The 21,727-nt window shown below is 29.7% G+C and carries 19 protein-coding genes; 1 reads left to right on the top strand and 18 read right to left on the bottom strand.

Annotated features, from left to right (window positions below):
* Positions 1 to 5 precede the first annotated feature (5 nt).
* Complete coding sequence (locus BJG89_RS00260) at positions 6 to 3,035, top strand: type I restriction endonuclease subunit R (protein WP_096807986.1); 3,030 nt, start codon at positions 6 to 8, stop codon at positions 3,033 to 3,035.
* A gap of 727 nt (positions 3,036 to 3,762) precedes the next feature.
* Here BJG89_RS00260 and BJG89_RS00255 read toward each other — a convergent pair.
* The 18 genes from BJG89_RS00255 to ccrC form a co-directional block, all read right to left on the bottom strand.
* Positions 3,763 to 4,623 (bottom strand): NAD-dependent epimerase/dehydratase family protein, encoded by an 861-nt coding sequence (locus BJG89_RS00255; RefSeq protein WP_096807985.1) that lies wholly within the window; start codon positions 4,621 to 4,623, stop codon positions 3,763 to 3,765.
* Positions 4,623 to 5,180 (bottom strand): sugar transferase, encoded by a 558-nt coding sequence (locus BJG89_RS00250; RefSeq protein WP_096807984.1) that lies wholly within the window; start codon positions 5,178 to 5,180, stop codon positions 4,623 to 4,625. Before BJG89_RS00250 ends, BJG89_RS00255 begins: the two co-directional genes overlap by 1 nt.
* Before the next feature lie 9 nt (positions 5,181 to 5,189).
* Entirely contained in the window at positions 5,190 to 6,335 is a 1,146-nt protein-coding gene (locus tag BJG89_RS00245) for a glycosyltransferase family 4 protein (protein ID WP_096807983.1), read from the bottom strand.
* A 1-nt stretch (position 6,336) separates the two neighbouring features.
* Positions 6,337 to 7,611, bottom strand: coding sequence for a nucleotide sugar dehydrogenase (locus tag BJG89_RS00240; RefSeq protein WP_096807982.1), 1,275 nt, complete (start codon positions 7,609 to 7,611; stop codon positions 6,337 to 6,339).
* Between the two features lie 22 nt (positions 7,612 to 7,633).
* Entirely contained in the window at positions 7,634 to 8,635 is a 1,002-nt protein-coding gene (locus BJG89_RS00235) for an NAD-dependent epimerase (protein ID WP_096807981.1), read from the bottom strand.
* Position 8,636: 1 nt separating this feature from the next.
* Positions 8,637 to 9,194, bottom strand: coding sequence for an acyltransferase (locus BJG89_RS00230; RefSeq protein ID WP_096807980.1), 558 nt, complete (start codon positions 9,192 to 9,194; stop codon positions 8,637 to 8,639).
* On the bottom strand, positions 9,191 to 10,057 hold the full coding sequence (locus BJG89_RS00225; RefSeq protein WP_096807979.1) for a glycosyltransferase family 2 protein: 867 nt from the start codon (positions 10,055 to 10,057) through the stop codon (positions 9,191 to 9,193). Before BJG89_RS00225 ends, BJG89_RS00230 begins: the two co-directional genes overlap by 4 nt.
* Before the next feature lies 1 nt (position 10,058).
* Positions 10,059 to 11,246, bottom strand: coding sequence for a glycosyltransferase (locus tag BJG89_RS00220; RefSeq protein WP_096807978.1), 1,188 nt, complete (start codon positions 11,244 to 11,246; stop codon positions 10,059 to 10,061).
* Between the two features lie 16 nt (positions 11,247 to 11,262).
* On the bottom strand, positions 11,263 to 12,627 hold the full coding sequence (gene wzx / locus BJG89_RS00215; RefSeq protein ID WP_096807977.1) for an O-unit flippase-like protein: 1,365 nt from the start codon (positions 12,625 to 12,627) through the stop codon (positions 11,263 to 11,265).
* Entirely contained in the window at positions 12,624 to 14,006 is a 1,383-nt protein-coding gene (locus BJG89_RS00210; protein ID WP_096807976.1) for an oligosaccharide repeat unit polymerase, read from the bottom strand. The genes wzx and BJG89_RS00210 overlap by 4 nt, the downstream gene beginning before the upstream one ends.
* 1 nt (position 14,007) lies before the next feature.
* Positions 14,008 to 15,819, bottom strand: coding sequence for a polysaccharide biosynthesis protein (locus BJG89_RS00205; protein WP_096807975.1), 1,812 nt, complete (start codon positions 15,817 to 15,819; stop codon positions 14,008 to 14,010).
* Positions 15,820 to 15,842: 23 nt separating this feature from the next.
* Positions 15,843 to 16,607: a tyrosine-protein phosphatase gene (locus BJG89_RS00200; RefSeq protein WP_096807974.1), complete on the bottom strand. Its 765-nt coding sequence runs from the start codon at positions 16,605 to 16,607 to the stop codon at positions 15,843 to 15,845.
* Positions 16,604 to 17,293, bottom strand: coding sequence for a polysaccharide biosynthesis tyrosine autokinase (locus tag BJG89_RS00195; protein ID WP_096807973.1), 690 nt, complete (start codon positions 17,291 to 17,293; stop codon positions 16,604 to 16,606). The genes BJG89_RS00200 and BJG89_RS00195 overlap by 4 nt, the downstream gene beginning before the upstream one ends.
* 14 nt (positions 17,294 to 17,307) lie before the next feature.
* The gene (locus tag BJG89_RS00190) at positions 17,308 to 17,976 is read right to left on the bottom strand and encodes a Wzz/FepE/Etk N-terminal domain-containing protein (RefSeq protein WP_096807972.1); all 669 of its coding nucleotides are present in this window, start codon (positions 17,974 to 17,976) and stop codon (positions 17,308 to 17,310) included.
* Between the two features lie 514 nt (positions 17,977 to 18,490).
* Positions 18,491 to 18,994, bottom strand: a complete 504-nt coding sequence (locus BJG89_RS00185; RefSeq protein WP_096807971.1) for a DUF1643 domain-containing protein — start codon at positions 18,992 to 18,994, stop codon at positions 18,491 to 18,493.
* Positions 18,995 to 19,009: 15 nt separating this feature from the next.
* Positions 19,010 to 19,321 carry a DUF960 family protein gene (locus BJG89_RS00180; protein ID WP_096807970.1) on the bottom strand — a complete coding sequence of 104 codons (312 nt, stop codon included), beginning with the start codon at positions 19,319 to 19,321 and terminating at the stop codon, positions 19,010 to 19,012.
* Positions 19,322 to 19,416: 95 nt separating this feature from the next.
* A complete protein-coding gene (locus BJG89_RS00175; protein WP_096807969.1) occupies positions 19,417 to 19,755 on the bottom strand; it encodes an SAUGI family uracil-DNA glycosylase inhibitor in 339 nt (112 codons plus the stop codon).
* A gap of 98 nt (positions 19,756 to 19,853) precedes the next feature.
* Positions 19,854 to 21,536: a cassette chromosome recombinase CcrC gene (ccrC, locus tag BJG89_RS00170; RefSeq protein WP_096807968.1), complete on the bottom strand. Its 1,683-nt coding sequence runs from the start codon at positions 21,534 to 21,536 to the stop codon at positions 19,854 to 19,856.
* Between the last annotated feature and the right edge of the window lie 191 nt (positions 21,537 to 21,727).

The following is a 21,727-nucleotide window of genomic DNA, read 5'->3' as shown; positions in this document are numbered from 1 at the left end:
TATCAGTGATAAAAAATAGAGAAATTAATTTTGAACAAGACATAGAAAATAGCCTTGTTCAAAATGGTGGTTGGGAATCTATACGATTTCAAGACACTTATTACGATGCAAATATCGCACTTGACCAAACAGTATTATTAGAATTTGTAAAACAAACTCAACCCAAAAATTGGAAGCGGTATGTAGCCATCTATCGTACTTATGCAGAACAGAAATTTTTAAAACGCCTAAATGAAGAAATCACGACACATGGAATCTTACATGTTCTTCGTAAAGGAATCAGGGATCGAGGAGTTTCTTTTAAAGTTGTTTACTTTCAACCTGCATCATCTTTGAACACAGAAAACATTAAAAAATATGAAGCCAATCGTTTCCAATGCGTGCGCCAATTTCAGTATAGTAATCAGCATAGAAACACCATTGATATGGTGTTAATGATTAATGGAATCCCCCTTGTTGCGTTAGAACTTAAAAATCAATACACAGGTCAAAATGTAGAACATGCGAGATTACAATTCGAACAAGATAGAGATCCACGAGAATTAATTTTTCAATTTAATACTCGTTTTCTAGTATATTTCGCAGTAGATCATTTTAATGTGTTAATGACAACAAAACTTGCAAAAAACAGAACTTACTTTCTTCCTTTTGACCAGGGATCTAACGGTCCTGGTCATGTCGGAGGCGCAGGAAATCCACCAAATCCTGATGGCTATCCGACTTCTTATTTATGGGAAAATGTACTCACAAGTCATCAGTTATTGGATATTATTGAACGGTTTATGAACTTAGAAGAGAAGAAGAAACTACTGATTTTTCCACGTTATCACCAACTGGATGTTGTGAAAAAATTAATATCAGATACTCAGCATCATGGTCCTGGAAAGAATTATCTCATTCAACATTCTGCTGGTTCGGGTAAGTCTAATAGTATTGCTTGGTTGGCATACCATCTTGCTTCCTTGCATAATGACGAGAATCAGCCGATTTATTCATCGGTCATTATTGTTACAGACCGTACTGTTTTAGATCGCCAACTTCAAAATACATTAATGAGTTTCGAGCATACCACTGGACAAGTCGAAACTATTGGAGATAATAAAACTTCTCAAGATTTAAAAACAGCTATAAATGATCAAAAGAAAATCATTATTACTACATTACAGAAGTTCCCAGTAATTTATGATGAAATAGATAATACAGCAGGTAGAAGCTTTGCGATTTTGGTCGATGAAGCGCATTCTTCTCAAACAGGAAACAGTGCACAAAAATTAAAACATGCGTTAGCAGACAAAGAAGCTTCTTTAAAGGAATACCAAGAATTTGAAGAAAGCGTTGAAGATCAATCGCTAGATGATCAAGATCAAATTGTTCAAACGCTACTGTCTCAAGGTCAACATGATAACTTAAGTTTTTTTGCTTTTACAGCTACACCAAAAGAAAAAACCATTGAAATGTTTGGAACAAAACAAGGAGATGGTTCCTATCATCCATTCCATATTTATAGCATGAGACAAGCCATAGAAGAAGGATTTATTCTAAATGTTTTACAAAATTACATGACATACAGTACTTCCTATAAAATTGCGAAGTCGATTGAAGAAGACCCGGAATTGCCAAAGACAGAAGCTGTTCGAGCTATCGCTAAATATCAATCTCTTCATCCTTGGGTTCTTAGACAAAAAGCCGAGATTATGATTGAACAATTTAGATCAGTGACACAAAAAGCAATTCAAGGTAGAGGAAAGGCAATGATTGTGACAGCTTCTCGACTCCACGCCGTACGGTATATGCAAGAATTTAAAAAATACATCAAAGAAAAAGGATACACAGATATGGATGTGTTAATCGCTTTCTCAGGTACAGTAGAAGATGATGGAATTGAATATACAGAGCCAAAGATGAACTTAACACAATCTGGAGAACGCATCCAAGAAAATCAACTGAAAGAAGCATTTCATAGTGAAGACTTTAATTTATTAATTGTCGCAGAAAAATACCAAACGGGATTTGACGAACCTTTACTTCATACAATGTTTGTCGATAAGAGATTACGCGGAGTAAAGGCAGTCCAAACATTGTCTCGCCTCAATCGTACTATGCCTGGAAAAGCAGATACTTTTGTTCTTGATTTTGTAAATACTGAAGAAGAAATATATGAAGCATTCCAACCTTTTTACGAAGCAACTTCTCTAAAAGAAGAAATTAATATTAATTTAATTTATGATACACAGAGTAAACTCCGTAAATTCCATATATACAATGATGATGACATTCAAACAGTCATGAAATTAAATCGTCAGGCAAAACAAAAACAAAATGATCAATTACTTGGTCGATTGAGTAGTGTGTTACGTCCCGTTATCAGTAGATACAATGATCTTCCAGAAGATGTTCAATACGATTTCAGAGTTACACTAAGAAACTTTAACAAATGGTATAATTATATCGCTCAAATTGATCGTACTTTTGACAAAGAGTTACTAGAAGAAAGTATTTTTACTGGTTTTTTATTAAAATTCATTCCTAAAAAACAACGCAATTATATCGATATAGAAGACAAAGTAAAGTTAGAATACTATAAATTGCAAGAAGATTTCAGAGGAAATATAGAACTCGTCAATGAAGATATAGAAAGTGGGCAATTGGCTCATCCTTCAGAAGTGAGTGCAACTGTTGAACCTGAAGATGAGTACGATTCTTTAAATGAAATTATACACAAAATCAATGAACGTTTCCCAGATGATTTTACTCAAGGCGATAGAGTACTCGTTGAAAATATGCGAGAAACATTGATAAACAATACAAATGCGAAACTTGTAAACATGGCTCAAAACAATAGCGAAGAAATGTTTGCGAATAGTTTATTCCAACAACAATTCCTAGACTTCTTGATTGATCAATATAATCAAGGAGAAGCTGCATACTCTAAAATGTTTGGCAATAATAGAGATTTTTATGACACTGTTTATCAACTACTAGCAAAAGATTATTATAGATGGCTGCGATCCCAAAAAGCAGATAATTTTGCTTAAATTAATTATTTTTAAACTAACTTAAAGATTGTTCACAGTCTTTAAGTTAGTTTTTGCTAAATTTTTAATTTAGCTATAGTCTCTCATCCCAAGTTCACTTTCATACGATATGTTTTTTAATATTTAGTTATTCTAAAATTTCTAAATTCTTATAGGATTTTTAAAAGGTCATAATTTACTTGCATGGAGAAGCAAATCACCTACATGCTCTAATTATAATCTACTCAATAAATGCCTCGCATCTTCATACGTCTCAATAAATTCCTATAACTCCAATTATTTCACTAACTATTTCACTTGCCCTTGTTACTCACTTCTGATTTTCAAATAAATTAAAGGATTCTAATATCTGATTAAATTTTTCAAGAAAAAACCGCATCACTTATGATATGCTTCCCCTTATCAGTTATTTTGCTAAAAATTTTATGTTTCTCTGTTACCTTTATCATCAAGTATGATATTGAAACAACATATCATCATTTGATACTCGTATATATAAGAAATAAATAGCAATAAGTACATGCTTGCATGAATCTAGTAAACATCATGTATTCCTTTGAATAACCTAATTGATATGAAATTATTACTATCTTAAACTAATAAATTCAAAAACACGGCAAAGCTAGAATTTGTACTAACTTTACCGTGTTTTTAGTACTGAAATACATAATGTTTTTCAGCACTTATTGAGGTCCTTGATAAATCACACTTCTTTAATAACATCTTTTTATTTATTAATTGTCTTTCTGTAAGATTCAATTTCATTTGTGAATCTAGCGGTATATTCAAAGTCATCAATATCCTTTGAATAAATTAAATTTCCATATAATTTATTAAAGATTAATACTTTACCAAATAATTTTAATAAACTGTTTGGTAATTTAATACTCATACTTTTCTTATTTTGCAATTCTCTCATTTTAAAAATTGCATGATTCGTATTTAAGTAATCATTATTTTGAGGATGTAATATACCTGAACCTTCATTCTCAATAAGTTCATTAATATAAATCTCAAGATTTTCAATATATATGCTACTTCTTTGATTATCAATCCGAGGATATAGAGGTAAAATTTTAGATATTTTGATTAACTTGCTAAAATTACCTGGTGCTGATTCCCCATAAATCATTGGTGGTCTTAAAACAGCTACCTTAAATTCATTTGATTGAATTTCACGTAACATTTCTTCTGCACGTAGTTTTGATATTCCATAAGAAGTTGTTGGTTTAGTTAAAGTGTTATTATCTATAATAACTTGTTTACCTACTTCGCCATCAAGTCCAAATACTGACATTGTACTAAAGAATATAAACTGATTTACGCCTTCGGTTTTAGCTTTTTCAGCTAGCTCTTTAGTTAAATGGTAATTTACATTCATATAATCTACCATAGTAACATTTGGGTTATTATTGTGTACAATTGCTGCTAAATGTATAACGACGTTATATTTACTAAAATCTAATGCTTTCCACTGATTATCTCTAACATTAATTTGATCAACAACATGACCTTGTGCTTTTAAATAATCATTTATACGATTCCCAACATATCCATTCTTACCAGTGATTAAAATTGTTTTTCCCATTAATGTTTCACACCTTCAGATGTTATCGTGTTTCTAATCGTTTTGTATATAATAAACATATCTAAAATGAAAGTTTGGTTTTCAACGTAATATTTATCATATTGAACTTTTTGATCATCTGTAATATCATCTCTACCCATAACTTGCGCTAAACCTGTTAAACCTGGCTTTACCGTATGCACATTTTCATTTGTTCTTTTAGCAATCAAATCATATTGATTATATAAAGCTGGTCTTGGACCAACTACAGACATATCACCTTTAATAATATTAAATAATTGAGGCAATTCATCGATTGAAGTTCTTCTAATAAAACGTCCTGATTTAGTAATATACATATTTGCATCAATTTTATCAGTTGCTACATCTGGTGTTTCAATTTTCATAGATCTAAATTTATAAATATTAAAAATTTTATTATCTATACCAGGTCGTTTTTGTTTGAAAACGATTGGACCTTTAGATTCTAGTTTAATTGCTATAGATGTAAAGATTAATATTGGTAAAAAAATAAAAACTGCAAATAAAGAACTAGTAAAATCAAATAATTTTTTCAATTTTCCACCTCATTTGTACTTATTAAATATTTTTAATTGCTTCTTAATAACAAGTTCTTCATTATAGATAGAATGAGCTCTTTCAAAACTAAATTCTTTATAATCATTTAATAATTTAGGATTATTTGACAGAATTTCTATATATTTTGCTATTGCTTGGCTATCATTAATATCAAATAGATAACCATTTTTGCCATGTAACACTTCTTCCCTTGAACCTCTAATATTGGTTGCTAATATTGCATTTTTCATAGCCATCCCCTCAATAATAGATCTTGGCATTCCTTCTCTATATGATGGCAAACAGAACACATCGCTCATAAACAAATGTTCATTAATATTTTTAATGTGTCCTGTAAAAATTATATTTTTATTTGCTTTGTATTTTTCAAGTTTGTTTACTGTCTCAGTATCTCTTTCACCTTCAGGTAAACCACCGATAACTATAAATTTTACATTTTCAGTTTGTAAAAATTTATAACTATCTAAAAAATCTAGTATACCTTTTTCTTTCACTAATCTACCTATAAATGTGACTACAAGATCGTCTTCCCTCAATCCATATTTTTTTCTTAAGTTTATGTTACGCTGTTTTTTAAATTTGCTGTAATTAAACTTATTAGTAATGTCTATACCATTGCTAATATGAACAAAATTATCACTGTTTTTCTTAGATAAAAACTTTCCTGATTTTGCAACTTCAAAATCTTCTTCACTTTGTGTGAATATATAATCCGTGCAGAATTTTCCTACATATTTCTCAATTTTATAAAAAAAATTATACTGCTTATTTGACATACCTTCGTGAAAATAAAAACCATGTGCCGTGTAAATTATCACTGGAACTTTAGCTATTTTAGCAGCAATTCTTCCTAAGACAGAAGCTACAGGAGTATGCACATGCACTATTGTCGGTTTGATGTTTCTAAATAATTTCACTAGTGAGATTATCGATTTCAAGTTATTAATTGGACTAATTTTTCTATCAATTTTAACCTCATGAAAATAAAAATCATTATCTATTAATTCATTATAATAAGGACCTTTATTTGATACACAATGAGTTTCAATCCCTTTATTTTGAGTAGCTTTAATTAAGGGCTTTAGCAAAGTTTCTAAAGTTACATCGACCGCCACTACTTGAACAATCTTCATATTATAATCTCCAAATAGTTTGATTTACTTTTAAATCATTATCTTTAATTAGTCCTTTTATATCAATTATAATACCATTGTCATTTAATAAATTTAAATATTCATTTTTATTTTCAACATAATCATTATGTGAAACTGCAAATATTAGTGCATCAGATTTTGTCATTTCATTTTTATCTATTAAATCAATATCGTATAATATTTTTGCAGTTGCTTTATCTGCTTCTACATCATTAACTTTAACACTCATCCCATACTCTTCTAGTTCTCTAACGATATCAATAACTTTAGTATTTCTTAAATCAGGACAGTTATCTTTGAATGTTAAGCCTAATAAGTTAATCGTCATACCTTGAACTTCGATACCTTTTTTCAATAATTCTTTAATAATATTAGCTACTACATGTTTAGCCATATTATCATTGGTACGTCTTCCAGCTAATATTACTTCTGGATGATGTCCTAGTTCTTGTGCTTTATAAGTTAAGTAATATGGATCTACACCGATACAATGTCCGCCAACTAATCCAGGCTTGAAGTTTAAGAAGTTCCATTTTGTGCTTGAAGCTTCTAATACTTCTGTAGTATCAATTCCAACTTTATCAAATATAATTGCGATTTCATTCATTAATGCAATATTTACATCACGTTGTGTATTTTCAATAACCTTTGCAGCTTCTGCTACTTTGATTGATGACGCTTTATGAACTCCAGCTTTAATTGCCATACTGTATACTTCAGCAACTACATCTAACACCTCTGGCGTTTGACCAGAAACAACTTTTGTAATAGTTTCAAATGTATGTACTTTATCTCCTGGATTAATACGCTCAGGTGAATAGCCAACAAAGAAATCTTTTCCACTAGTTAAACCAGAGAATTTTTCAAGTACTGGTACACAATCTTCCTCTGTTGCGCCAGGATATACAGTTGATTCATACACTACTATAGTATCTTTTGTTAAAGCTTTACCAACTGTTTCGCTAGCTTTGATCAACGGAGTTAAATCAGGTTGATTGTTTTTATTGATAGGAGTTGGTACTGCTACAATAATAAAATCAACTTTGCTTAGTACTTCTGGTTGATTAGTAAATAGAATATTACTTTCTTTTAAATCATTATCAGTCACTTCATTAGTACGATCATAGCCACTTTTCAACTCATTAATTCTTGTTTCATTAATATCAAATCCAACAACTTCTTGTTGTTTCCCAAAGGCTACAGCAACCGGTAACCCTACATAACCTAGTCCAACGATAGCTATTTTTCTCTTCATGTCATAATCTCCCTTATTATCTTTATTTATAATAATCTAAATACCAATCAACAAACTTATTAACTCCATCTTGAATTGTAGTTTCTGGTTTGAAATCAATATTATTAAATAATTCATCTACATTTGCATAAGTTTCTGGTACGTCCCCTGGTTGTAAGTCCATGTAATTCTTTTTAGCAACCTTGCCTAGCTTATTTTCAATTGCTTCAACAAATTCCATCAATCTAACTGGACTATTGTTACCGATATTATATATTTTGTATGGTGCATAAGATGAACTAGGATCTGGATTAGCCCCAGACCATTCAGGATTTGGTTGTGCTGGTTTCTTAACTAATCTACTTATAGCTTCAACAATATCATCAACATATGTAAAGTCTCTCATCATGTTACCGTGATTATATACGTCAATACTCTCATCATTCACAATAGCTTTCGTAAATTTAAACAATGCCATATCTGGTCTTCCCCACGGTCCATATACAGTAAAAAATCTTAACCCAGTAGTTGGTAAATTATATAAATGGCTATATGTATGAGCCATTAACTCATTAGATTTTTTAGTAGCGGCATATAAACTTAAAGGATGATCAACATTATCAGAAGTTGCAAACGGCTTAGAAGTGTTAGCACCATAAACAGAGCTAGATGAAGCATAAATTAAATGTTCTACTTTATTATGTCTTGAACACTCTAATATATTAGTGAATCCAACTATATTTGAATCAATGTATGCTCTAGGATTTTCCAAACTATAACGAACACCTGCTTGAGCAGCTAAATTAACAACTATTTGAGGCTTTTCATTTTTGAATATTTCATCCATTGCTGAATCATCTTCAAGATTAATTTTATAGAAAGTGAAATTTTCTGTACCGATTGATTTCAATCTATCTTCTTTAATTGTTACATCATAATAATCATTTATATTATCAATACCTACAACCTTGTGACCTTGTGATATTAATTTTTTTGATAAATGAGAACCGATAAAACCTGCTGTTCCTGTGATTAGAATTTTCATATTATATCTCCTTTATTTTTTTTATGGGAACACCAACATACAATGAGTTTTTTTCTGTTTTTTTATTAACTACAGCTGCTGCCGCAATAACATTTCGTTCTTCTATTATTGAATCGCCTAATATTCTAACCCCTGAACCAATCCAAACATCATTTTTTATCATTATTGGATTTTTAGTTACATGATTATATTTAATAGGTTTATTAATATCATCCCAAGTATGACTAGAAGAAATTATAGTAGAATGATTTGCAATTGAAACATTATCGCGAATAATTACATTACCAAAAGCATCGATATAATTATATGCGTGTATACTCACATTATTTCCAACACTTAAATTTTGGATATTTTTTAATGTAACGTATTTACCGATAAATACATTCTCTCCTATATTGTTAGCATATTTTTTTATATATAAATAACGATATAAAATTGCACCTAACGATTCACTAGTGCTAGTTACATCCCAAATAATATTAAGAATTAACTTTGGTATAATATTAATTGGGATTTGTGCAACTTTTATAATTTTTTGCCTTAGCTTTTTTTTGTTCATATCAATCTCCCTTTAAAATAGAAATATATAACAGTAGAAGGCAACAATAATAATATAGACAACAACTTATTTGTTGTACCTTGAAATTGATGTTCTTTTTTAAAACCTGTATGAATCCACGAAATATCAAATAAAATTATATTTTTAATTTTTTCTTTGTTATTAGGTAATAACTGATGTCCGATTTTTCTATATTCGCAATAATTTTCTGCTGACATAAAATATTGTTTTTTTATCTGAAATGTCAATCCATCTGATAAGTATTCAACGTATTTTAATGGCTTATTAATTAATTTAAAATCGAATTTCCTACTGTATTCAAATAATTGATATGAAGGCGGCATATGTTTAGAATTTCCATACTGTGGAAATGTCATGTTTTTAATAACATCTGTCCTAAAGACATAACATTTATCGCCCTTAACGTTATGTTTATAACGTAAATCTACCCAGTTAACAAAATTTATTTCCGGTAATTTTTCTCCTACAATAGATCCATCTTGATATGTATCTAATGCAATAAATCCTGTCATCTCTTTATTTGTTTTGAACTCTTCAATTATAAACTCAATTGTATCCTCATAGAACCAATCATCACTGTCTAAACAAGTAAATATATCGCCATTAGCATTTTTCATTCCAACATTTGTAGCAACGTGTTTTCCAACGTTTTTTTGTTTTATATATTTGATATCAAATAAATCTGTCTCTAGACTTTTCACATATTCTTCAGTATCATCTGTTGAACCATCATCAACAATTATCCATTCAAACTGCTTTGAAGTTTGTGATAATAATGAATCATAAAGTCTTGGTAAAGTGTCTCTTCTGTTATAGGTAGGTGTAAATATAGTTACTTTCATATTATCCCTTTCCGAAGCTATAGATTGTATTTAAAAACTCTTTTCCTTTATCGATTTCTTCTACTTTATTTTTAATAATATTACTTTTCATAACTTCTAATAGATGAAGTTTATTAGCTAACTTCATAATCTTATTTGCAATTTCCTTACCATCCATATTAACAATAAAGCCATTTTTCCCATTATTAATTTGTTCATATACAGTTTCAAAGTTTGTTGCTACCACAGGTTTACAATAATAGAGCGCCTCATCAATTGTATTAGACTTTCCTTCAAATCTTGAAGGATGAACTAAGAAATCCATTTTTTTAATTATATTTCCTGTATTAAATACAAATCCCAATGGTTTTACAATTTCATGGAGCTCGTGCTCTTCAATTTCTGTTTTAAGCCAATTACTTAATTTCCCAGTACCTACGACATACCAGTTAATATTTATATTATTTTCTTTTAAAATCACAGCTGCATCTATTAATAAATCTAATCCTTTTCCAGTATCTAATCTGCAAATCGTACAAATATTCAATTTATTCAAATCAATTTCTAGAGGCTTACTTTGTATATTTTGATACAACTTAGTCGGTAAGCTATTGTAAAAAACTTTTGGTTTAATATTAAATAATTCTTCAAATATGTTTGCACACAATGATGAAACTGATAACATACCATCTACTTGATCAAAATAAGTAGAATCTATATCATTATCTCTTTTTAAGACTCTATAATCTGTTCTGATCCAGCCTAGTTTATTTTTTGCATTAATATAATCAACAATATAAAAAACTGAATGTCCGCCAGATACACCAATAGCAAAATCATAGTGTTTTCTGTTTTTTTTACATTTCCATTTGTTTTTAATCCAAAATATTTGTTTGGCTTTGACATTTTCTTGTAGTTTCAATAAGCTTTTTATCAAAAAAATTATGACTTTTAAAATTAATATTGGATGAGTTATGTTTCTAGCCATATTTTTTATAATGTTTTCTTTAGATAACATTAACAAAGAGAATTTAGATGGAACCTCTACAATATTTACATAACTCGGTAGATACTTACTTAACTGCTTCTGATTGTTCAAAACCATTAAATCAACTTCAACATCTTTATCTTCCAATTCATACATCAGATTAAGCAAGCTTTTTTGCGGACCACCAAAATTAAAATTATTTACAACAAATAGTATCTTCATCAAATCCCCACTCTTTTTAATTTATTTCATTGTCATAACTTTCTTTATCTTTTATTATGTCTTTGATAACATAATAAACCCAGTACCAATTATTAAAAAATAATTGCACAAATAATAATGGTAATATTAGATTTATCAAGCTATTATCAACAAATTCAAGAAGTATAATCTGTACAATAATAGTCACTATAGCTGAAACTAAAAAATGTATGTAGTGAGGAATACTATTTTTAGTAGTAAGAAATGTTGTGAATAACCCTTGATTGTTATACAAAAATCTATAAATAATCACTAAGATCATTGGTATTATAGGTATTAATTCATAATTTTTATTTATTAACTCTAAAATATATCCACCCATAAATACTAGTAATACAAAAGCTGTAATATTAAATATATAATTAGTCATCATTGCTTTTTTGAAAATTTCTACAACTTCGTAATATTGATTTTTCACTCTTAAATAATTAATTTTAGACAAATAAGTATTAAAATAAGAGTTAGAAATAGTAATGATTATAGTCAATATTTGATTAAAAAGTCCGAACCTACCAGACATTTCAAGTGATAAGTAGTATGAACTTAAAATTATTGGGAAATTTATTATTAAGTAGTTTGTAAATGATAGAATTCCTGTTTTCATTGTATTTGGTAACAACGCCATAAATATTTCTTTATTATAGGATATTTTAATTTGCTTTTGAGTATTATAAGTATCAGTCGAAAAATTATAGTATATTTTGGATTGCGCTATTCTATTTACGATTACCGATATTAAATATGCTAACGACACACCTACAATTCCCATTCCAAAAATTAAAAATAAAATTGATAAAATTAATTGTACCGATTTAGTTAGTATAAGTATTTGATTATATGATTTAATTGCTCCAATACCTTTTAACAAAGCATTCCAGTATGAAAATGATATATTCAAAATAATAGACGTCATATACAAAAAGTATGCAGTTAAAGCACTTTGTAATTCAATTTCATCTTTAGATATTTCAATTATATAAATTGTGCCAATTGTTGATAAAAATATTAACACTATTAATCCCATACAAAAATATATAAATTTAACAGTTGAAAGTACTTTTATAAAGTATGTTATGTCAAAAGACAATTTGTTATTATTGTAACTAGCTTTTTTTATTTCACTAGAACCAGCCCATAAATAACTTATATTCCTACCTATTACTGTTTGAAACCCAAAATCTATTAACATCGCCATTCCATATAATGATGTAAATGTGTACCACAATCCAATTTCATTGATATTTAAAAATTTTAAAATAACTGGTAATAGCAATAAATTAATTCCATGAACCATTCCTAAGCTTAGATATCCCCAAAGTACATCTTTTTTTCCGATATTCATTTTTTAACATCCCTACCTAACCTAATGCGTTTATTCAGTATATTTATAACCATTAAAACAACAAAAAAGTTTGTAAAAAATGATATTAGGATTGTCGCATTTGCCATATTAAACAATGCAAATTTAAGACATAAATAAACTAATATATATATATTGAACAAAGAATTATTTTCAACTATTTTTTTATCTAGATACATAATTATTATAATTGTTGCTATTGAAAAAACAGGCGCTAAAATATAACCAAAATATAGATAACCTTGACCTATCATAGGTAATATTTGATCTTGAATTCCAGTTCTACCATAAAAGTTAATATTATAATTAACTATTGCACTTTGAAAATCCATGAAATATTTACTTATAAATACAACCGATTTAAATAAATCCGCTAAAATATCATCAAAGTTAAATGGTTCATATATCAGTCTAGTATTTAATGAATGTGATACGTTAGCTACTCCTGAAAAATACAATTGCAAATTACTATTCAATTCATTAAATCCTTTAGATAATGAACTTAAACTTCTTTCACCGGCAATTGTTTTGGTCTTTAAGATACTTGTTAAAATGATTAAAACTAATGAGATAACTAATGAAAATAAACCAATTAATCTTCTATAAGGTTTATAAATTAAAAAAACTGTAAATAAACCTGTAACTAAAGGTAATACAATACTAAACCTACTAGTACCAACCATAAATGATGAAGATACTCCAACAACAAATAACGATAAAATTACAAGTGTCAAAGATTTCTTTTTTGTGTAATATTTATACAATAAATTAATTAAATTTACCGTAAAAACTAAATGGCCTAATTGTACTATTATAAGTAAAAATGAATAAGAAATTCCTTCAACCTCTTTACTTTTCAGCTTAGTTGCTGTCCATACAAACGAATATCGACTAAGTATTTCTGGGAAAACTAAAATAACTACTAGAGCTACGATGACAAATAACCAACTAAATAAACTTTTGCTAGGTTTAATTAACTTAATTTGATTCTGTGAAGATTTATAAAATCTCTTTTGAAATATTAAAAAAGTTATAAATATAAGTATCATCTCATATATCATTAAATTAATAGCTCTTGATTGTACCTTTTCAGATAAATATAATCCTGAATTCAGATTCACTCCATAAATCGACATTAATAAGGGTGATATTGAATACCTTATTAGCATAGAAAAATTTAAAATAGTAATACCTATGTTTTTAAAATTATATTTTGAAAAGGAAGGTATAATTAAAAAAAGTAAAACAAAACACAATGGTAAAAAAAGCAAGTTTTTGGGAATATCATTATGATTTAATAAACTAAATATTATACTTATAATTGATAAAAATACGGTAATAATTCTATATATATTAATCATTTTAAAACTTCCTATTAGCTATTTTTATTGTTTTCTTTTTAATATCACCTTTAACACTTAGTATTTCATTTATATATGTATTAACTTCATTTATTTCAATTTCTTTGACTTTCCCTCGATAAATCTTCTCATACACTTGCTCCGGATGTATTTCATCTTTATTCAACAATTCTTCAAATAATTTTTCACCTGGTCTAATACCACTAAATTCAATACCTATATCTTCTTCATTATAACCACTTAGTCTGATAAGGTTTTTAGCTAAATCAACAATCTTAACCCGTTTGCCCATATCTAGCACGAATACTTCTCCACCTGTTGCTAATGCTCCAGCTTGTAATACTAATCTTGACGCTTCTGGTATCGTCATAAAGTATCTTGTCATATCTGGGTGAGTCACTTTTACTGGGCCGCCCGCTTCTATTTGCCTCTTAAATAATGGTATTACTGATCCTCTTGAACCAAGCACATTTCCAAATCGTACTGCTACGAAGTCCGTCTTACTTGTTTCATTGTTCATACTTTGTATGACCATTTCTGCTAATCGTTTAGAAGCACCCATAACGTTTGGTGGATTTACGGCTTTATCTGTTGATACCATTACAAATTTACTTACTTCTGCTAATTTAGCTGCTTCTGCTGTATTTCTTGTTCCTAAAACATTATTCTTAATTGCTTCTTGTGGGTTATACTCCATTAATGGTACGTGTTTATGTGCTGCTGCATGATAAACAACGTATGGTTTATAAGCTTGCATGACTTCTTTCATACGCTCTTTATCTTGAACGTCTGCAATAATGGGTATGACTTCTATTTCTTCTTTATATAGTCCAGTAAGTTCTTGATGAATGTGATATATACTATTCTCTCCATGACCAAGTAGCATGATTCTATCTGGTGTGAACTTACATACTTGTCTACATATTTCAGAACCGATTGATCCACCTGCTCCTGTTACAAGTATCGTTTTGTGTGTTAGTTCTTTTGAAATGGATACCATATCTAGCTCTACTGGATCTCTTTCTAGTAAATCTTCAACCTCTACTTTTTTCAATTGATTAACTTCAATTTCACCTGACATAACATTTTCTATGTTAGGCATTTTAAATACTTCTACATTTGCACCTTCACACAACTTATTGATTTCTCTTAATCTCTGTTGTGAAAGTGTCGGAATCGCAATGATGATTTTTTTAATATTAAATTTCTTTACTAATTCTGGTATATCTGTAACGTAACCTTGAACTTTAACGCCAGATGTGATAGACATTTTTTGTTTATTTGAATCATCATCTACTACTAGAACTGGTTCCATTCCCATATATGGTGTATTCATCATTTGACGAATAAGTAATGAACCACCTCTACCGCCACCTACTATAAGAGTTGGTTTCTTTTTACCTTCTTTACTAATAAATGTCTTTCTATATATTCTCCAAGACAACCTTGACCCACCGATTAACAATAAGTGCATCATCCAAGTTATAAAATACAATCGTAAAAAAGGTGCTTGTTGTGTAAATATTGGAACAATTATCCCTGTAGCAACGATGGAACTTGTAACTGCTTTAACGATTAATATTAATTCACTAATACTCGCATATTCCCAGGCTCTATGATACAAATCAAAGATTTGAGCGAATACATGATGCGATATAAGTAAGATGAATGATGATAAAATCAATACGTTAATTGAGTAGCCTTTAAAAAAGGGTTCTAAGATGTAATATCCTAAAAACACTGAAAAAGTTACAATTATTGAGTCTATGAACAACAACATTATAAGTCTTTGCTTAATTGATATATATTTCAATTCTCATTCCCCGATTTCTTTAATTAAAATAGACCAAAAAATTTATTCCTCTTAAATTCAATGGGTCTTCCCATAACCACACTCTTGTCTTGAATCATTGACTCATTATTATTTAGTAACACGCTTATAACAGATTCAATATTTTTTAATTTAGGCGTGCTAAACAAAGCATCCAAACTAAATGGTCTACTTTCTGAATGATGTGCATCTGAAGCAACAAAATGTACTAAATTGTGTTCTAACATTTGTATAGATAATTTTTGTATATTTTTACCAAGCTCACCTGTTAAAGATGAAGCAGTGATTTGACTTAACGCACCATTATTTATTAATTCATAAAGTAAATTAATATCTTTAGCAATTGATTTATTACGCTCAGGATGCGCTATTATCGGAACAAAACCTTTAGTTTGAATTTCATACAGAAGATTCTTGGTGTAGTGAGGTACTGAATTAGAAGGTAATTCTATTAGAAGATATTTAGATCCGTTAATGCCTTTAACTTTATGTTGCTCTATATCATCCAATATTTGGTCAGTTATCCTGATTTCTTGACCAGCATATAATTGGATTTCTAAGTCTTTGATTTGTTGATTATGTTGTAGCTTATTAATTCCCCATTCTACATCAGTAAATATATTGTCATATCTAGGGTGTAAATGATGTGGTGTTACAACAATACCTTTAATCCCTTGTGCTCTTGCTTGCTTTAATAAAGCAATGGTTACATCTAAAGATTGCGGCCCATCGTCAAATCCTACTAAAACATGATTATGGATGTCAATCATTTTTCATCTTTCCCGTAGTAATAATAATAACTAGATGATTTATCTTTAGGCGCTTTATTTAACACAACTCCTAAAATTTTTGCACCCGCTTTTTCAATGAGTTCTTTACCTTTTTTCACTGCGTTTCGATCATTTTTTTGTACATCTACTACATAAACAACATATTTAGCAATTTCAGAGAACAACTGTGCATCTGTTACGGTATTTACTGGAGACGTATCAATAATAATAAAATCATATTCTTTTTTTACATATTGAAATATTTCTAATAAGTTTTCTGAACCTATTAATTCTGAAGGATTTGGTGGAATCGGACCCGCTGTAATTAGATCCAAACCTGAAATATCTGTCTTATGAATTGCTTTAGAATAATCTGTTTTATTAATGATTAAATTTGACAAACCATCAATGTTCGTCGTACTAAACATATAATGCTGTGTCGGTTTTCTCATATCTCCATCTATCAACAATGTCTTATATCCAGCTTGTGCATATGTGATTGCAACGTTAGCAGAAATTGTTGATTTGCCAGCTGATGGTTTTTCAGAAGTAACTACGACAGTTTGAACATCGTTATCCGCTGTCGAGAATAAAATGTTCGTACGAATACCTCTGAATTTTTCACTTATTACTGATTTAGGTTTATCTGCTGTAATAAGTGGTTTTACATTTTCATTTTTAGCCATATTCTTACCTCCCCTTATTTACTAAAGTCTTGTATAGTGCCTAATACTGGTAAATCCAATAATTCTTCTACATCTTCTTCCGTTTTTATTCTCTTATCTAAGATTTCTTTCAAGAATATTATAACAAGTGCGATAATTAAGCCTAAAAAAACACCGACCACTGCATTTGTAAACGGTTTAGGTGAAACTTTATTCCCATTATTATCTGCTTTAGAAAGAATAGAAACATTATCTACGTTCATAATTTTATTAACATCTTTACTAAAGACGTTCGCTATTTCATTAGCAACTTTACCCGCTGCTTCACGACTTTCATTTTCAACAGTTATGTTTAAAATTTGTGATTCTGCTTGATTGCTAACTGTGAGCATGCCTTCAATTTCTTTACTAGAATACTTACCCTTTAAATTTTTAGATACTTTGTCTAATATTCTTGGACTTTTAATAATTTCTGAGTATGTATTGACTAGTTGTAAGTCGGATTGCACTTGTTGAGCCATCATTTCGCTGTCTGTTTCTTTTTGGTTAACAAGTACTTGTGTAGAAGAAGAATATTTAGGTGTCATAAATAAAAATGTCATTACCATACTTAAAACAAGAAAAACTATCGGTAAAATTATTAAATATTTCATATTTTTTTTTAATATTCCAAATAGTTTATTTAAATCAATTGTTTCTTCCATAATACCCTCCACAATTTTGATTTGTACAATTTTGATTATACACCTTTATTGTAAGTTTTCAAATAAATTTCAAACTAAAAATTATTAATTCGTTCACAAAAAGTAATAAAATTTTATAAATATATGCTAATAGAATCTCGTTAATTAAGTGGAATTCGCAATTTTTTAACAAGCCACATATAGCAAAAAATAAAGTTATCTTTAAGGTCATTAAAGATAACTTTATTTAAATCGCTATGATACTCTACATACGAACGTTTCAATACTAGGGCTTCTACCAAAGTTGAAACAATCTTGATAGAAGCGTATTTTCAATTCAGTCATTGTCTGCTAATACATTAAAAATGCCTGGGACAACTTATCATCTCCCAGGCTCCACTCTCATTATACAGCAATATTATTTATTTTCTATCAAAGTATCTGTATCGTTTAAATGCATCAATATTATATTAATCTATTTTGCTACGCTTTTCTACAATTATTTTTGAAAATTAGCTAGTATTATTTATTAATATTACTTATATGTCCACTTACTTCGTGCTTTTGGATTAAGGGGATGCATGATTTCATTGGTTGCTGGATTTACGAGTTGTTTCACTTTCTTCTTATGTGGTTTCAACATTTCTAATACTTCATTAACACGTGCTTCGACGACGGGTTTTTTAGCGTAAGCACCCCATGCTAATATCACTTCATCCGATTCTTTCACGGCCTTCATAATTTGAATATCTGTATGCTTATCATATGCGTTTTCTAAATGTTTGAGATTGATAGGGGTTGTAATATTAGAGTATAGATTCACAAAATTGATTGAACCAAATGTTTTCATTTCTGAAACTTTGTTTATTATGAGTTGAGTTGTTAGATCAATATTGAGAATGCCATCATAATGTGGATACATTGTAATGATCGTAATTGTTTGTTTTTCACTTTCCCATGTTTTCTTAAGTATATAGCGATGTTGTTGGTCATCGCTGAATATGGCCTCTGTTTCTAATGTACTTTTTATTGTTTCCATGTAATATTCTCTCCTCTAGTATTCTTCCGGTAATAACATCACATAATAAGAAAGGTCTACATCATCTTCGCGGATAATGTAGACCTTATTCATACTGATAGTTTTTGAATAATTAGCTTTATGAATTCTGATGTACTCAGGACGTTCTTGCTTGTGTTGGAAATATAATTGGTTATTGTGCATGTTGAACTGAAAGATATGAAAGTAATCTATTGCTTCTAATTCCTCGGACTGTTCGTTTTCACGTTGTGCTACAATTTGCCATAATTGGTGTTGTAAGGTAATAGGTAAGTTATTGGCAATGCCGCGTGTCATGTATCTATTCATAAGATATCTCCTTTCGTTCTGATTCTTTCATCCATGTAATGATTTCGCTTAGGATTGTGATGACTAATTGTGTGATTTTGATATATTTATGCATACTATTCTCCTCCTGTTAGTAAGTATCGTTGATCCAAAAGGGGCATGATGGTGTTGTGTAGATATAAGAAATCCATATCATGATTTTCATCGATATATCCGATAGCTATGAGTTGTTTCTGATAGTAGAGAATGAAAGGATAGAGGTTGTTTTCGTGAAGTGTGTCAGAGTAATAGGTATTAGTTTGAAGTGTTTTATTACTAAGCGGCCCAAGTCTAACGTATTGTTCAGGTAGAATATCATCAGCGATTTCCTCGATAGATTCACATTCCCACTTTTCACCTTTTGGTAGGTTGAATAAATTGGTTATATAGTGTTTGAGTTGTAGTTCTATTGTCATTGTTATGACCTCCTATAATGTGTAATGATGTAATTACTTGCTACATCATTTTTATAATATAAATTTAATTTTCTGTTCATTTCATTCACTTTTATCACTTATGACAAAGTGGCAAAAGTGGTAATTTTGTCGATAGAATATTTCTGTGTACCATAAATAATAAAGTGAATTTTGGGCATAAAAAAAGACCCCCAATCTTTTTTCAAAGATTGAGGGATAAGACTTTCGTCAATTTTATACCGTACGAGTTTCACTTTTTTATCTGTAGTAATTTCAATAGAATCAATCAACATCTTCATAAGTTGATTTTTTGCTTCTGGTGTAGCTTCCCTTAAGTAGACACTAAATCGGCTAATCATCATGGTTAAACGGCTTTTCAGTTTATCAAAATTTGGTACTTCATCTTGTGATTCAGTAGCTTGTTGCGCTTCTTTAATTTGCTTATCTAGCATCTTTAGTTGTCCATTCATCTGACTTTGTTTTGCTTTTAACATTTCGCTATCCATTTGATCATCTAAGAACAATTCTAACAATCGTTCTTGTTGTGTTTTAAGCTTAGCTTTTTGTTTTTCTAAACTATCAATGTCATATTTAATTTCTGTTTGGTTACTATGCTTTTGTTTCAGTTCTTCTATCACATTTGACGCAATCTGCTTGATAATATCTGGTTGAGACAGAATACGATTCAAATGAACATTAATTACACGCTCGACGACTTCAGCATTGATGGCATTACTGTGACATGCAGAACTCCCTGAACGATTGAATAAGGAACAAATGTAATAACGCTTGATTGTCCGTTCTTTGGACTTTTTCGTTTTATAATAAGTCCGTCGACATACCATATTATTTCCGCATTCTGGGCATTTAATAAGGCTACGAAGGTAAAAATCTCCGCCAATAGGTCTGCCTGGTTTAAAACTTTTAGATGCTAATTTCTCATGAACTTGATCAAATACTTCTTCACTTATAATGGCTTCATGTTTTCCTTTGACCAATATCACATCATTTTCGTCACTTTTACCACTTCTTCGTTGAACTGACCAGTTTTGATGATTATTGAATCTGACATAACCTTTATAAACAGGGTTGTTCAGAATATATTTGACACCAAAAACCGAAAATGGCTTTTTGTTGATGGTACGATATCCTTTTTTGTTCAGTACTGTTGTAATTGCCTTAAGTCCTTTATTATGATTTAAGTACAAATCGAATATTTCTCGAACAATGTTAGCTTCATTTTCATCAATAACTAAATCATTCTTCTGAGTAAGTGGGTTAAGTGATAACTTGTAGCCTAAAACTCTACCTGTAATAGCCTCTCCACTACGTGCTTTGGCATTCATCGACATCTTGACGTTACTGATGAGTGTTGAACGTTCGATTGATCCTATAAGACCAAACATAGTAACAAGCACTTCTCCAGATGCATTGGATGTATCAATATTCTCAGAAATCGATTTATATCCTACCCCATGCTCTTTGAATTCATGAATAATATTAAAAACGTCTCTCATTGAGCGTGAGATACGATTCAATTTCCAACTTAACACCATTTCGATTTTATTATCCTTAACATCTTGTAATAGACGTTTCATTGCTGGTCGACCTTCAATATTTTTACCTGATATACCAGAATCGATATAAGTTTCATAGTCATAACCTGGATAGTTTTTCACAACCTCTTTGATGAGTACTTGTTCTTGCTCATGGATTGAGTACCCATGCTCCGACTGCTCTGACGTACTAACGCGTGAATAAAGTGCAATTTTACCCTTCATATCATACCGCTCCTTTTATTAGATTATTGCTACAGACCATCGGTCTTGTAACATCATATGAATAATATATATTTATAATTTCGTTTCATTTTTATCACTTTTACCACTTAATTATATGAGTACTACAGGCAGTTGCCTGTAGTACGTAATTAGATTACTTACCTTGATTGATACGTTCTTCTATGATAGGC

This window comes from Staphylococcus nepalensis (genome assembly GCF_002442935.1).
Lineage (GTDB): Bacteria > Bacillota > Bacilli > Staphylococcales > Staphylococcaceae > Staphylococcus > Staphylococcus nepalensis.
Note: the sequence above shows the minus strand (reverse complement) of the source record. Positions and strands in the feature narration are given on the sequence as shown.

Bases quoted from the DNA above. Each gene is read 5' to 3' on its own strand.
- BJG89_RS00255 (WP_096807985.1), bottom strand. From the start codon at position 4,623: ATGGGAAAAACAATTTTAATCACTGGTAAGAATGGATATGTTGGGAAT.
- BJG89_RS00245 (WP_096807983.1), bottom strand. From the start codon at position 6,335: ATGAAGATTGTTCAAGTAGTGGCGGTCGATGTAACTTTAGAAACTTTG.
- BJG89_RS00240 (WP_096807982.1), bottom strand. From the start codon at position 7,611: ATGAAGAGAAAAATAGCTATCGTTGGACTAGGTTATGTAGGGTTACCG.
- BJG89_RS00235 (WP_096807981.1), bottom strand. From the start codon at position 8,635: ATGAAAATTCTAATCACAGGAACAGCAGGTTTTATCGGTTCTCATTTA.
- BJG89_RS00230 (WP_096807980.1), bottom strand. From the start codon at position 9,194: ATGAACAAAAAAAAGCTAAGGCAAAAAATTATAAAAGTTGCACAAATC.
- BJG89_RS00225 (WP_096807979.1), bottom strand. From the start codon at position 10,057: ATGAAAGTAACTATATTTACACCTACCTATAACAGAAGAGACACTTTA.
- BJG89_RS00220 (WP_096807978.1), bottom strand. From the start codon at position 11,246: ATGAAGATACTATTTGTTGTAAATAATTTTAATTTTGGTGGTCCGCAA.
- wzx (WP_096807977.1), bottom strand. From the start codon at position 12,627: ATGAATATCGGAAAAAAAGATGTACTTTGGGGATATCTAAGCTTAGGA.
- BJG89_RS00210 (WP_096807976.1), bottom strand. From the start codon at position 14,006: ATGATTAATATATATAGAATTATTACCGTATTTTTATCAATTATAAGT.
- BJG89_RS00200 (WP_096807974.1), bottom strand. From the start codon at position 16,607: ATGATTGACATCCATAATCATGTTTTAGTAGGATTTGACGATGGGCCG.
- BJG89_RS00195 (WP_096807973.1), bottom strand. From the start codon at position 17,293: ATGGCTAAAAATGAAAATGTAAAACCACTTATTACAGCAGATAAACCT.
- BJG89_RS00190 (WP_096807972.1), bottom strand. From the start codon at position 17,976: ATGGAAGAAACAATTGATTTAAATAAACTATTTGGAATATTAAAAAAA.
- BJG89_RS00185 (WP_096807971.1), bottom strand. From the start codon at position 18,994: ATGGAAACAATAAAAAGTACATTAGAAACAGAGGCCATATTCAGCGAT.
- BJG89_RS00180 (WP_096807970.1), bottom strand. From the start codon at position 19,321: ATGAATAGATACATGACACGCGGCATTGCCAATAACTTACCTATTACC.
- BJG89_RS00175 (WP_096807969.1), bottom strand. From the start codon at position 19,755: ATGACAATAGAACTACAACTCAAACACTATATAACCAATTTATTCAAC.
- ccrC (WP_096807968.1), bottom strand. From the start codon at position 21,536: ATGAAGGGTAAAATTGCACTTTATTCACGCGTTAGTACGTCAGAGCAG.